10 protein-coding genes are annotated in these 13,494 nt (G+C 42.0%); 3 read left to right on the top strand and 7 right to left on the bottom strand.

Annotated features, from left to right (window positions below):
* Positions 1 to 327: 327 nt before the first annotated feature.
* Both ABWV55_RS06910 and ABWV55_RS06905 read right to left on the bottom strand, forming a co-directional pair.
* On the bottom strand, positions 328 to 1,122 hold the full coding sequence (locus tag ABWV55_RS06910; protein ID WP_353291382.1) for a metal ABC transporter permease: 795 nt from the start codon (positions 1,120 to 1,122) through the stop codon (positions 328 to 330).
* Positions 1,115 to 1,810: an ATP-binding cassette domain-containing protein gene (locus tag ABWV55_RS06905; RefSeq protein ID WP_353291381.1), complete on the bottom strand. Its 696-nt coding sequence runs from the start codon at positions 1,808 to 1,810 to the stop codon at positions 1,115 to 1,117. Before ABWV55_RS06905 ends, ABWV55_RS06910 begins: the two co-directional genes overlap by 8 nt.
* A gap of 100 nt (positions 1,811 to 1,910) precedes the next feature.
* Here ABWV55_RS06905 and ABWV55_RS06900 point away from each other — a divergent pair, with 100 nt between their 5' ends.
* Both ABWV55_RS06900 and ABWV55_RS06895 read left to right on the top strand, forming a co-directional pair.
* Positions 1,911 to 2,831, top strand: a complete 921-nt coding sequence (locus ABWV55_RS06900) for a metal ABC transporter substrate-binding protein (RefSeq protein ID WP_353291379.1) — start codon at positions 1,911 to 1,913, stop codon at positions 2,829 to 2,831.
* 3,264 nt (positions 2,832 to 6,095) lie between these two features.
* The gene (locus ABWV55_RS06895) at positions 6,096 to 6,272 is read left to right on the top strand and encodes a hypothetical protein (RefSeq protein ID WP_353291378.1); all 177 of its coding nucleotides are present in this window, start codon (positions 6,096 to 6,098) and stop codon (positions 6,270 to 6,272) included.
* A 227-nt stretch (positions 6,273 to 6,499) separates the two neighbouring features.
* Here the strand turns inward: ABWV55_RS06895 and ABWV55_RS06890 are convergent, their stop codons facing one another.
* Genes ABWV55_RS06890 through ABWV55_RS06880 form a run of 3 tightly spaced genes read right to left on the bottom strand, consistent with a single transcriptional unit; the run spans position 6,500 to position 9,439 of the window.
* Positions 6,500 to 7,819 (bottom strand): hypothetical protein, encoded by a 1,320-nt coding sequence (locus ABWV55_RS06890; RefSeq protein ID WP_353291377.1) that lies wholly within the window; start codon positions 7,817 to 7,819, stop codon positions 6,500 to 6,502.
* The gene (locus ABWV55_RS06885) at positions 7,816 to 8,469 is read right to left on the bottom strand and encodes a TIGR03943 family protein (protein WP_353291376.1); all 654 of its coding nucleotides are present in this window, start codon (positions 8,467 to 8,469) and stop codon (positions 7,816 to 7,818) included. Before ABWV55_RS06885 ends, ABWV55_RS06890 begins: the two co-directional genes overlap by 4 nt.
* 13 nt (positions 8,470 to 8,482) lie before the next feature.
* Positions 8,483 to 9,439: a permease gene (locus ABWV55_RS06880; RefSeq protein ID WP_353291375.1), complete on the bottom strand. Its 957-nt coding sequence runs from the start codon at positions 9,437 to 9,439 to the stop codon at positions 8,483 to 8,485.
* A gap of 1,431 nt (positions 9,440 to 10,870) precedes the next feature.
* Between ABWV55_RS06880 and ABWV55_RS06875 the strand changes: the two genes are divergently transcribed.
* Positions 10,871 to 12,043 carry a DUF4336 domain-containing protein gene (locus ABWV55_RS06875; protein WP_353291373.1) on the top strand — a complete coding sequence of 391 codons (1,173 nt, stop codon included), beginning with the start codon at positions 10,871 to 10,873 and terminating at the stop codon, positions 12,041 to 12,043.
* A gap of 427 nt (positions 12,044 to 12,470) precedes the next feature.
* Here ABWV55_RS06875 and ABWV55_RS06870 read toward each other — a convergent pair whose 3' ends face one another.
* Positions 12,471 to 12,824 carry a DUF760 domain-containing protein gene (locus tag ABWV55_RS06870; RefSeq protein WP_353291372.1) on the bottom strand — a complete coding sequence of 118 codons (354 nt, stop codon included), beginning with the start codon at positions 12,822 to 12,824 and terminating at the stop codon, positions 12,471 to 12,473.
* Between the two features lie 47 nt (positions 12,825 to 12,871).
* Positions 12,872 to 13,462, bottom strand: a complete 591-nt coding sequence (gene lepB / locus ABWV55_RS06865) for a signal peptidase I (RefSeq protein ID WP_353291371.1) — start codon at positions 13,460 to 13,462, stop codon at positions 12,872 to 12,874.
* Positions 13,463 to 13,494: the final 32 nt, after the last annotated feature.

The following is a 13,494-nucleotide window of genomic DNA, read 5'->3' as shown; positions in this document are numbered from 1 at the left end:
AGTCTCAGTTTTTAACGTTAATTCGAAGTGACGTTAGAAGGTTCTATTGCGCAACGGTTACTTAAAAAATTTGTTATTTTAATTATTTCTTAAAATTTTGATGCACTCTTGCCAAAGAGCTCTATACATTTCATTATTAACTCTAAATATAGAGTAGAGTAAATTATTGATTAATTATGAATTCATAATAAAATACTTTCATACTCAGTGTTTATTCAAACATCTTTAGAAAGTTTGCCACGGTTAATTCCGGATATTATCTAGTTATTTTGCGAAATTTTAATACAAAGATATAATTTTATTTTCAATATCATCTATTGATGAACTTTATGCATAGATTGATTCTGAAACTTTTTCGATAATCAAAAGTACAACGCAAAGAGTTCCAATTAGTGGCCCTGGTGGAAGATCTACAGTAACAGCCAACATCATGCCTCCACTGGTTAAAGCAAGACCGGTCATAGATGAACGTACAATTAATTCTACCAGGCTGGTACTTTTGTCTAAGTGTATAAGAACGGGGGCACAAAGAAGTGCGATAACAAGAACAATTCCAACCGCAGTAATGGCGCTAATAATTACTAATGCAGTGATGAAGATAGTAATGAAGCGAATTTGCATGACTGGACGCTTAGCCAAGCCTGCACCTTCTGGATCAACTCCAATAAAAACAAGATCTTTATATCGAATTATAAACAGTAATGCCAAAGCCACAGTTGCAATAAGTGTCCTGATCAAATCACTGCTGTTCGCAGTAAGTAAGTCTCCAAATAAGATTGTTTCAAGATCTACTCTGGCTTTCATTAGTGGCACTAAAAGTACTCCGAGGGCAGTGAAGCCTGCTAAAACTGTGTTCATAGAGACTTCTTCTCGTCCTTTGAAACTTTGGTTTAAGCGTTCTGCTAGCAAGGCTCCTAGTAGACCGCTAATAAGTCCACCAATGGTTGGATCTAATTCAAATGCTAAAGCTAAAACTAATCCTGGCAGTACTGAATGTGCCATGAGATTGGCTAATAAAATTCGTCTTTGAGTAATAAGTAACACTCCGGTTGCTGGACAGATAATTCCAACTAGCAGGGCTAAAATAAGAGGTGAAAACCACCAGATTTCTAATTCATTCATAAATGTGACTTTCCATCATAAATGTCATATCAGTGAGTTTTTTACGTACTTCTTTAGGGGTACCTTTAGCTAAGATCCTGAGATTTAATACTAATACTTGATCATAAACGTCAAGAGCACTACCCCAATCATGACTGCTCACTAAAAGTGTTTGTCCTAATTCAGCTTGCTGACGCATAACTGACAACAAATGATCACGACTGGGAGGATCAATTGCACTAAACGGCTCGTCCAGAAGCAAAATGCCTGTGTTTTGCATAAGGGCTCTAGCTAACAATACGCGTTGTTGTTGTCCTCCAGAAAGTGCACTTAAACGTCGTAATCCCAGTTCCTTAATACCAACCCTTTCCAGTAAACTATCTATATTTAGATTAGTAGAATAATTTGTATTTTTATTTCTTCCCAACTCCACCATTTGCGACACATTAATTGGGAACATCCAATCGATAGTTGCCCGTTGTGGCATCACAGCTATGCTACAGCCGCATTCGATGCTTCCATTTGTCCTTTGAAGACGCCCCTGTAGAAGATGTAGCAGAGTTGATTTGCCGGCCCCATTAGGTCCGACCAGCGCAGTCAAGGTGCCAGGTTTGAGGTCAAAGTTAACGTGATCAATAGCTTGCTTACCGTAATAACTGAAGCAAATCTCCCGAGCACGGAGACCGTTGTTGATGGACGAAGATTTCACTGTCACTAGTTGTGTTGGTTCACTTCAAAAGGCGGATCAAACAGCGTTGCAGCCGAGAGTTAACTAGAAAGAATGATAATCATTATTATTGAGCTGTCGTTTGTTTGACTTCATCTATCGCTGGAGTGCTGTTGTGGCATCTCTTATGGCAATCTTTGGTATTCAGTTTCCCGCCCAAGCATCACAGCCCGTGGTAGTTGCTGTTGATGGCACCCTCTGTGATCTCACCCGCACATTGGCGGGAACCCTAGTCGATGTCACTTGTTTAATTCCTCCTGGTGGTGATCCCCATGGTTATCGACTTAAACCTAGTGATCGCCAAGCTCTTTCTAAATCTGCCTTGGTTTTGCACGTTGGTTTCGATCTCACGCCAGCCGTGAAAAAGATTACCAGTCCTGGATCTGTTGTTGCTGTTGGAGAATTGGCCTTGCCCTTTTATAAAGGTAATGATCCCCATATTTGGCATGATCCGGCCAATTCCACTGCACTATTGAAGGTGTCTGCTAAGTACCTTTCTATATTGCTACCTATTGATAAACGTGCAACCTTAGCAGAACGCTTTGCTAAAGCCGAGAGCGTGATGGACGATCTCGGGAGCTGGGCATTTTTACAATTCTCCAAGCTGCCTAGTTCGCAACGAGTTTTAGTAACTGATCACCAATCTTATAGTCATATTGCAAGTCGTTATGGTATCAATGAAATCTCTGTACTTGATAGTTTTACTACCAGCGGTGCGTTAAAACCATCTAGCCTTATGGCTATTACGAAAGCAGTCAAAGCATCAGGCGCTAAAACTATTTTTACGTCATATTTACCTGCCAATAAAACTCTCAAAAGAATTAGTACAAGTACTGGACTGCCTATCTCTTCAACGCCTTTATATGGAGAAGGAATTGCTCCAGGTCAATCTGCTATATCTACTGCAGTACAAAACATTTGCACAATTTTGAAAGGTCAAGGTCAGACTTGTGATCAAGCTTCGGCAAAAATTCTTGTGAATCGCTGGGTTGGGATTCATTGAACTATTCGCTTGTTTTTCTTTGATTTTTAATTCTTCTGTCCCTTATCTTAATCTCATACACGTATTCTCTTATTGTTTTCTCTGTTTCTGTTGTCTCTAATTCAAATTCGTTTTATTTTAGTTCATGGTGGCAATGATAATTTTCTGCTGGGTTTAGAGAGTTCCGGTTAAATCTAATGATCACCTTTTGAAGGTCACAGAAGTTTTGAAACCAACCTTAAAAACAATTTGAGCATTACTCGCCACACGGTCTGTTTGGTGAGGTTTTCCAACAGGAATTGAGGTCCAGCGCTAGTCTTTCTATCAAAACCAACATGAGAGCATATCTAGTTTGGGGTGAATCTAAGCACTTCTATGGCAAGATTGATCTCAATAATCATGATGACCACCTAGATTCTTAATACAAGCGCATCGATATACGTAGTTTTTCAAGCTTCTTTGTGTCCTGAACAATTATTTAGTCATTTTGTTTGATTGAAAGCCTTAACTACCTAATCAAAAGACAAGGCTTTAAGAACGATTTTGCCGCTGAAATAGTTTGAACTCCTAGCAACGGCAATGTAAATTTTAATCTTAGCAACAGTCTAAAAACATCATTAATGGTTGCTTCTTATCTTTAGAGTATCGACAAAATTGGGAATCTAGCGACACATGAATAAGTTACTATACGGGCTCACACTTGGGTTTTACGGTTGGTACTAATTAAATCAGTGTGCAATTAAATAATGATCCTCGTTTTTGCACACTTAAAAGTTATTCCAAACTCAATTAACGCACAGACTTCTCTGGCAAATTGGAGGTTTCTATACCTATTTAGAGTGCTACACTGTTTGCCCATTGGTAACCAACCTATAGCTCTGTAAATGCACCGGCTTGCAGAGAGGATTGGCAACATCATGTCGGACTGGGGTAACTTTTATATTTTAGTCCTAAACTAAAGTAAACAAAACTCGTTAAATTTATGTTGAGATAGATCTCTATTGTGATCTCTTTGCCTGAGACTTTAGTTAACAACTTGGCTTATTTATAATTGCGACAACTTTAATCTTTATAATCTAGATATCTAAGGCTGTGAAATAACATACAGATCTTAGAGACGCATTTCTACCGGTTCCGAATAATAGCATTGTTAATGCTAATTTATTCTCTAAATATATGGGTTTGTAATTATCTCTGTATCCATAGCTATCATCTAACATATGAATATACTTTCATAAGTCAAAATATTTAATACTAATCTCGCCTAAGTTAATAACTTAGCTGAGAGGCAAAAATAATATTTCTGAATACTAACAAAAGTGTAGTTTAGGTTTCTTAATGATTGCATCACTATTTGTAATTGCATCAGAAGCTTGATCTAATTTTCGTTACGCAATTAGTTATTCAGATGAAAATTTAATGAATAAAAAATTTGATGAGAAATCTTAACTACATAGTGAAAATAGGAAAAAGATATAAGATTCTTTCAGATTTATTTATGACATTACATTTAATAATTTTCTAAGGGCTTTGTTATCAGCTAAAGTTGGGGATTTCTAGATTTTTTAAAAGATAAAGGTTTAATCATCAGATGGTTATCATTACCTGTAATAGTAACCTATCTAAATATCATGATGTTTGAACTAGATTACTATAAAATTAATTAACTGATAAACACTTGTTGAATTCGTCATAATTGAAAACAAGAATCATTGTTTGAGATTACTCTAATCAATAATCAATAGATATAGTTAGATATTAAAATACATTCTTGTTTTTCATCAGCGAAAGATGAACCCGCTTTTGATTGATAAATAATTATAGTTTTGATTGAATTTAAATGTTTAATTGAGAGCATAACTCGGTTCGAGTAGGTTTATTGCAGCTTAAGATAAAGACTAAGACTAAAAAATTAGCTAAGAAGATTAATCTGGATTTGGGAATTATCCACTCACTAATAAAGTTTAGCTTTATTAGTGAGTGGTTGCAGATGTATTAACTCTTGTTGATCAGGGGTTAGACTCATGATCTTATTAGGTAACGTTAAAAACTCTTAATTTAGCTTTTTGCTGACAAATCAATAAGTCTAATAATTTATATGATTTAAGTAGCTTACTTTAGTCTATTTAGTGTAGAAAAGCCATACAAAATTGTTTGATGTGATGGAATATAAAAAGGATTTAGTATTACTAATACCTTACTGATTAGCTTAAATTAATAGAAATAACAATGCCGTTTTCTCTAGAAGATTTAATGTTTTTGAATGAAAAAGCTAATTCTCAGATGCTTGTCTATTCTCAGCTGGATAGCTATTTAGAGACTGAATATTGAGCCTTGCTGCACTGAATACGATAGTTATTCACATCAGAAAGTATTCTTCAATGCAAAACCATGTAGTGAAGCTTTATCTATAGGCGTGTGTACCTTGTTCTTTTATTTTGGATGGAAATAATGGAAATATAGGTGAAGCCAGCCTCACTGATCTAAGTGATCCAAACTGATTTTGCCAACTAAATGGACTGAACACCCCTGCCAAAATCTTGTGACCCTGTGCAACCTTACTTTTACTAACGCATTACTGGAGAAGTCATAAAAAATTAGACTGGGCCAGTTAATTTCCGCCTATGGTCAATATCTGATATAGATGAAACTCGCACAAGAAAGATCGATACCCGAGACTGAGGTAGTTCGTATGTACCATGCCATTGCTTAATTTAAAAGTCAGCGCTTCGATTACTAAGGAGGCTGCTTACAAGCGTTTAGAAAACTATTGTATAGCATCGTAATGTAAGCAGCAGTTGATTGAGCCATCATCAAGCTGTTTTTGCTTTATTGTGTCTTTACATTATCTACTGTGGCCCTGAAGCAAAGATCTTGACTTTAAAAGGACTCAATTCAAGTTTGTGACATGATCTAAAGACTGTCCCTACGCATCAGCCAGCGGCTTTCTTGAACCTTATCTCTTAAGAGCAAATCTAGATAAACAACTAAAATGCTAAACCTTAAAGGCAAGTTTGTAGCTTGTCCTTTATGTAAGTACGATCTCCCCGCAAAGCAGGAACAACCATAGTAGACACCTGCTATCTATGCTAAGTCAATGCGAGGATATTGTTGCGTATAAAATACTTTCCAGGAATACGCGGGCATCAAGCAAGGTTGATCCAGCTTAAGCAGGAGAAGGACGCAGTTAGAGTAATCAGCAGTACTGCTAATTAAATTGAGTAGAGCCGATGAGAATTTTAAGTAAATTATGTCGGCAGAATATCAGCTCAGACCTGAACATAGTTGGTTGGGCGAAACAACTATCATCGGCTTCCGGTTCCCTTTGCAAATTTGACGCCACAATCACAAGGATTGGGCTTGGCAACTTTAACGAAAACCCTGCTCACCCCAGCTGGTCTTCTACTGGATCTTTGTATTACTGCTGCCAGCCGGAACAACAGGAACCATGTCTTGCTCTAGTGATACGGCTTACTTGGATAGCTAGCAGGGTAGTTCGACTAGCTGTTGAGAATTTTAAACGATTTTGAGACGTTTCTCGCTCTTTGGTTCATAATTACCTGTACTGAATGATTGTGATATTGAGGTATGGTTAGTGATTTAATCACATTAACTCGCGGCTGGTTTAAAGCTTGGCTGGTAAGTCGGACTGCTGTTGCAAGACCGCTTACTCCTGAGGGAAAGCAACCTTAAGGGTTAAGCCAGAGAGCTTCTTCTATTGCAACAGGAAGAATCTGTTGCCATTGGAGGGAGGCAGAGTCTAGAAAGGCAGGGTAAGCCTCTCTTTGGCTTGGCCGTGTCACGGTCATCAGCAACCGAAGGCTGACCGGATCAAATTGCAGAAGGGTGCCTCCCTTCATCGCCCAAGGAGTCAGAAGCCGACGCCCCATCTCCGTACCTTGGCTATCCATGAGTAAAATCGTGTGTTGTTCTCGATTACTAGTCCACTGGCCAAGTACTGCCCAAATCCGCTCACCACTGCCATCGCAGGCAACCCCCAATACTGCCTGTTCCCCCAGCCACAGCTGACGGGGAGAAAATCCAGCGATGACCAGTTCAATAGAGCGACGGTAGTCCGGCCAATGGCGGATTAACACTACACGTCCGGATGCAGCGCAGAAGGCACCGAGTTCACGGTTCCCCGGAAGAGACTGAACTGGGCGCCCTTTATTGAGGAGAGGCTGCAGGTTAAGTCCGTTATAGGAGGGCACAATTAATCCACCTCCTGCTGGAAGCAACTCCATGGGACCAGCTGATTGCAGGTCCAGATTGTGACGCTTCCCGTTAGCTTGGATTAACTCAGTTCTTTCGCTGTCAGGGGAAAAACCACCAGTCTGTATCAAAAGATCGCCATTTAAGTTGCTACTTAAATGGCCGAATAGTAGTTTGTCGTGGACTAACTGCTGCAGTGGCTGTAATTCTGGCGGTGCCAGGGCATTGTGCTTATGGGCTAGGTTGCGAGGTGTAAGTGGTTGCAACCAGATTTGTTCCACTCGGCTGTCGTCACTGACGGCCATGGCGACGCCACGACCATTACCTAAGGGCACTACTGCGCTGAAATGCGCCCAAATCGGACTGAGAGGCCGCCATTTGCCTTGACGGTCTTGTAATTGTAATTGCTTGCCAGCATTTATATTTCGAGTGACGAGAAGCCAAGGTCGCGGATCCCACCACCAGCTTTGAGAAGCCATCTTGTGCATCCTTTGATCGCGTCCCGCCACAACAAGTCGTAATGGCTGAGTAATGGCGGTGTTAGTATCAACAACCAGCCGTAGCTGGTTGTTGCTGCCAAGCCAACGGTGGGGAAGTTGGGGGTTCAGATGACTCTCTGAACGCACAGTTTCGAGCTGCATGGGCCTGCTAAAGCGCAGATCTAGTGCTGCGCTGCCTGAATGGATATGTTGAGGTTCGAGCTGGATCAATCGGGGGGGTCGACGCAGTAAGACCTGTTGTTGCACTAAGACACTTGTGACAGTTGCCAAAAGCACTAATCCCAGTCGACGATTCATGGCTCAAGAGGGCGTTTTGGTCGAGGAATTGGCGTCATGATCTGAGGGACGACCACCGCAACCCGTTGCTCATTGCGGACGGCTACCTTCATCTGGCCTTGAATTTTCAACCACTGGTTAGTTTTCAATTCAGCATCGTCTGGCCAATCCACAAGTAGTCCGGCAGGGGTAGCGTCTGCTAGGCAGCAGCGCACTATGAGCCGAGCGATTAACGGGGGCCTGTCGTTTTGTATCCAAACAAAACCACTAATAACAACAGGGTCTCCATCCACGAGATCAGGATCGGGCTGGTTACGCAGCAATTGCACCCATTCCGTAAGCGTGCGTTGTTCGGGCGGCAGCACAAAAGCCAATTCAGGTGGTTCAGGTAGCTCTTGTGGTCGATTAGTGGCTAGGTCACTAAACGATGGATTAGGTGGGATGATCAGAACGAGAAGCGCCATCAAGGCTGCTGCCATGGAAGACAATGAAACTCGCTCCCATTGGCCATAGCTACGTAAAAAAATTGTGAGGCCTGCAATCATCAGTGCTGCTCCAGATATCCACACAAGGCTGTGGAACATTTCTCGTAACAGCAGACCTAATCGTCCGGAGACAACACTCCAAATCATCACCCAACCCCAGAGGATTAGCAGCAGTCCTCTAGTCACAGGCAAGCTCCGCTCATAATAGCCATAGGTTCACCCACTGACCGATTAAAAGCACACCAAGGCTGGCAGCTAAGACGGCAACCGCGATAGCTCGTGGACGTAGAAGCACAGTGAATAGTCCCGCTAGTTTGAGATCCACCACCGGGCCCAGTAGCAGAAAGGCCAAGAGAGAGCCAGGAGTAACCTGTGCCGCAAATCCCAGTGCAAGAAAAGCGTCAACGCTGGAGCATACTGAAACCACAAAAGCCAACATCATTAACGCCAAGATTGAAGCAGTTGGGGAACTGCCAATGACTAACAGCCAGCTTCTTGGCAACCAAACCTGTATCTGTGCGGCGATGAGACAGCCCTGGACGAGTAGTGCTAGTAAATCAAGAAATTCGCGGCTGCTCTGCTCAAAAATTTGGTTACTTTTTGGGCGTTCTAACTTTGAAGGAACCATATCGGACGATACAAACCCAATTAGCCCACTTTTTCGTTTAAGCAAGCCAAGGTCACTAAGTGGTTGTCTCATGCGTCGTTCGCCCAGTAGCGCTGATTCCAAGAGCTGGGACTCTGGTAGTTGTACTAGTAATGCGCTAAGAAAAATGGCGATCAGAAAGGCCCCTAGGGGGCGAGCGATAAATAACCAGGGTTGGTTGGGAAAAGCTACCCAGGTGCTGGTAACTACGATAGGGTTGAGTACGGGCGCTGCAAAGAGAAAGCCAAAGGCAGTACCGAGAGGGGCACCACTGGCAAGAAGGCGTCGCGCTACCGGCACGTTGCCGCATTCGCAGGCAGGGAGAGCAAAACCCATTAATGCGCCAATGATTGGCGCCAATAGCGGGTTTTTAGGAAGCCGATTAACCCATGCTCCGGATGGCAATAACCATCGGGTCACGCCAGCGATGCTGACCCCTATTAGAAGGAAAGGTATTGCTTCAAGGAGTAGGCCCTGAAAAATCGCCCATGTCGTAGCAAGATTGTCCAAAGACTTATGGCTGCATTGGACAACAATCTCAGGTTCTTTAAGAAATGGGAGTTGGATAGAAATTCATCGTGAATGGCTAACTCATCGCCACCTTTATCTGCAAAAACTGATACGTTGGGCTCACTGCTTTTGATGGATTAGTGGCCAAAGACACAATCCTTCTGGGATTAGGAGCGAGCATAGTGGGCACCATTGCTGCGAACTGGGTTATGCTTCCGTGTACGGCTCTAGCAGCATAACAAATATATGTGTTATTTTATTGGATTTTAACTTTCTTCTTCAATTATTTGACATTTTAAACTTTAATCTGTTTTAATATAAAAATTATCTTTAAAACTTACTTCTATAAGAATAATAAATACTAACCATCTTACTTTTTGTATCTAAATATTTAGGAATTTATTAATTAGCATAAATAAAATACGGAAACAAAAATTAAAAATATAGTGTAGATTTTAATTTTAAATCTAATTTTTTTATAATAAAAAGTATAAATATTATATTCTAAATATTACATATAATTAGTCTCGCTGAAATACCATTGTAAACAGCTTAAGAGAATAGTTGTATGCTAAAATTTTATAAGTAAAGTTATTTACTTAACTAGAATTAAATCTAATGTTAGTAACTTAAATCAAGATACATCTTTTATTAATTAGCTTATGATTAAGTATTAAGCTATATATTAAAGAAATACATCTTTAAAAATTAATAAACCCTATAAGTAATATTCTAAAATAGTGATTATCCACTTATAAAGCTAACTTGTTAAACGTTAAGTATAAGCTGAGCTATATTATATGGTAGAATCTTAAATAAGAGACTTAACATTAAGATACTAGAAATCACTACAAAACTACAGTTTGTACTCTATTTCTTAACCTGAAATAGTTTACTAAAATAACTTTTAGCTGCTTCAACTGAACTAAATAATATTTACCTAATAAATATCAGCACTAGTCTGACTTTTATTGATGCAATCCCTCAAATAGACTTAGGATAAGAAACTCTATTCTTAATTACAACAATTGAAGTTTAAACAAATCATTATTTTACTTATTTACAACATAAGTGGTTGTGATTGTATGCAGATACAATGATTTGGCGCTTAATTTTTCTATAACTTTTATGTAGTTTACTCATTGACGTTCAATTAATTCTTTTCAAAGATCAGATTGTCTCTGATTAGAATATGGGTACGTCTTTATGGTAGTACTGCTGTACTATAAATCAATATACTTTTCTAATATGGAGTAGAATTTTAATGCTAAATTGCTGCCTCCCATATTATTTTTTAACGTAACCCAAATCATAGCCCAAGTCTGGGCACTGATCTGTTCAAAGTTTTAACCTAATCTTAAAGAAGTAAGACCCTTATGGAGCTTGCTGGCATGTAGCAGTAGTCCTGCACTTGTACATTGAACCTAGTTAGTGACAGTCTCCGCTCAAGATCAACATTGGCCTTGGTGGCCGTTGCTGCCGCTATACCCTTACGGTCGGCGTCCTACCCACATCAAAGAACTGATCCCTGATCAGGTCTGGGGTTTTGAGCAACTTCAGGGAATTTATTACGTGGCGGTGCCGATTCGACTTACGGTTGTGAAGGTGCCTGGCGGCTTGATGGTGGTGAATCCGTTGCCTCCCACGGCTGAGTTGTGTTCTGCCATAGCTCAGCTGGAAGTTGAGCATGGACCCGTTTGCACGATAGTGCTTCCTACTGCTTCAGGTTTAGAGCACAAGTTACCGTTGCCTGCCTTAGCGCGGGCATTTCCCAAAGCCGAACTCTGGGTCTGCCCAGGGCAATGGAGTTTCCCCATACAGCTCCCGCTCAGTTGGCTTGGCATCCCCGCTAGCCGAACGCATGTGCTTCTCAACGACGGTGTTCCCCATCCTGAAGTGTGTGACTGGATCTCACTTGGTCCCCTCGATCTGGGGCTTGGCTTGTTTCAAGAGATCAGTTGTTTGCATCAGCCGTCCGGCGCCCTCCTCGTTACCGATGCCTTGGTCGGTATCAACGCCCAACCTCCTGCAATCTTTGATCGTGATCCAACGCCGTTATTATTCCATGCTCGCGAACGGGGCGACGAGCTATTGATCGACAGTCCAGATGCACGTAGCCGCGGCTGGGCCCGTTTAGTGTTATTCGCATCTTATTTACGCCCAGAACCCCTTTTGGTTCCTACTCTCGGCGAGGTAGCACACTACGCGATGAGGCCTGGGCTGCGTTCGGCCCGATCCCATTTCGGCCTCTATCCCTTCCGGTGGAAAGACGATTGGAGGGCGGCTGCCAACAATCTAATGGGTGATCATGAGCCACTCCTGCAGGTTGCGCCAGTTCTTGAACGGTTGGTCTTGCCGAGGGCCCAGACTACCTTTTTGACTTGGTTGGAGAGGCTATCACAGTACACGCGGGTGCGGTGGCTTATCCCCGCCCACTACAGTGCACCTCTGGCATTTACGTCTGAGCGTATTCAAAGATTGCGAGAGCAACTGATAGTTCGAGACTGGGCGCCCAGTGATCATAGTTGGAAATTCTTAGCTTCCATCGATCAACGGTTGCTCGATTTCGGTATTGTGCCAACACAACCAGAACAACCTATCTGAAGTTTCTTTAGACTTTTGAACATAAGATCCTGGTTCAAACCTTATTAAATAAACTCATAAACATTGTTCTTCTATTGGAGAAGAACTTTTGAAGAGTGAGTTTTAACGCTAATTAGAACATACGGGGGACTCGCGCCTTAACCTTAAGAATCTCCTTGCGCTTTACTATTATTTCAATACTTTATTGTTCCTATTTTAATCAAAAATGTTGCGCCGTATTTCTTCGTATTTTTTAGCTAAACCCAGCCTTTAAGATCTTTATTTGATATAAATTTAATATAAGCATTAACAATTGATTCCAGCTGGCACGGAATACTCTTGCGATACTGCCGCGGTGCTGTACCCAGTGAATCCAGTCTGACCTAATTCTTGGCTTGCATTTACCTCAGTGCGCAATCAGGGTGAACCCGACTGATATTCAGTTCGCTTAGAGATTTAATTCATCGTCGGCTTCCATGGCCATTTGGTCATCGGCGAAGAGGGTTTCTTCTAATTCCTTGCGCTGCTCCATCTGCCGCAGAAAGTAACCTGTCATCATCGCTGAGGCAAGCATGTTTGCCAGGTTGTCACGATTGGCTGTCACCTTTACTTCAAAGTGTTCACCCGGCAATACGCCTAGCAGCCCTTGGACATTGTGTCGAATAATGTCCTGAATATCGCTGCTCGCTGACTTTGCGACTCGCTGGAGCGTGTCGGGCGACTGATCCTGCAAATACTGAATCAGGCTGTTTCCCGCTTGTCCGTCACTGTTGTCTGTGGTCAGGAACTCGGGGTTAAACATCCCGTATACTCTCCATCCGAACTAAAACATAACGCAAACCCTTTTACTTAACCGTTACCCGCTTCCTCGGGAATCCGTATCGGACCGAACCGGTTGATGGGCCAGTAGAGCCAGATTGCTGTACCAATCACGTTTTTTTCCGGAAGGGGTCCCCAGAGATGCGAGTCAAGGCTGGCGTTACGGTTATCTCCCATTACCCACACTTGGTCTTTTGGAACGGTAGTAGGTGGCATAGCGTAATTCATCGCTTCTAACAGCCAGGGTTCATCTGCCGATTCTCCGTTACGAAGCAGTCTGCCCTGTTGGACAGTGAGTACATCCCCGGGTAACCCAACCAAACGTTTGATCAAGGCAGCATTGGGGTCATACCCTAGTGCAATTAGTTGTTCGGGCGGTGAAAACACCACAACATCATTACGGCGCAGATGGCTGTGGCGGCTGCGCGTGACGCGGGGTCTAATTTTCTCGATCAAAATCCGATCTTGCAATTGCAGAGTCGGCAGCATTGAACCGGAAGGAATCCAACGTGGTTCGACAACAAACCAACGCAGCAAAAGGGCGAGCAGAGCCCAAGTGATTAGGCTGCGCCAGAAGCCTTTGTTTTTTTCTTTATCGGAGGGGGTGATGGGGTTGGTCATTGTTGACCGAGAATTGCACTAGCCTGACCTGA

This window comes from Synechococcus sp. M16CYN (assembly GCF_040371545.1).
GTDB lineage: Bacteria > Cyanobacteriota > Cyanobacteriia > PCC-6307 > Cyanobiaceae > Parasynechococcus.
Note: the sequence above shows the minus strand (reverse complement) of the source record. Positions and strands in the feature narration are given on the sequence as shown.

What these genes read in the sequence shown, in the direction of transcription:
- ABWV55_RS06910 (WP_353291382.1), bottom strand. Translation starts at nt 1,122, where the DNA reads ATGAATGAATTAGAAATCTGGTGGTTTTCACCTCTTATTTTAGCCCTG.
- ABWV55_RS06890 (WP_353291377.1), bottom strand. Translation starts at nt 7,819, where the DNA reads ATGAATCGTCGACTGGGATTAGTGCTTTTGGCAACTGTCACAAGTGTC.
- ABWV55_RS06870 (WP_353291372.1), bottom strand. Translation starts at nt 12,824, where the DNA reads ATGTTTAACCCCGAGTTCCTGACCACAGACAACAGTGACGGACAAGCG.
- lepB (WP_353291371.1), bottom strand. Translation starts at nt 13,462, where the DNA reads ATGACCAACCCCATCACCCCCTCCGATAAAGAAAAAAACAAAGGCTTC.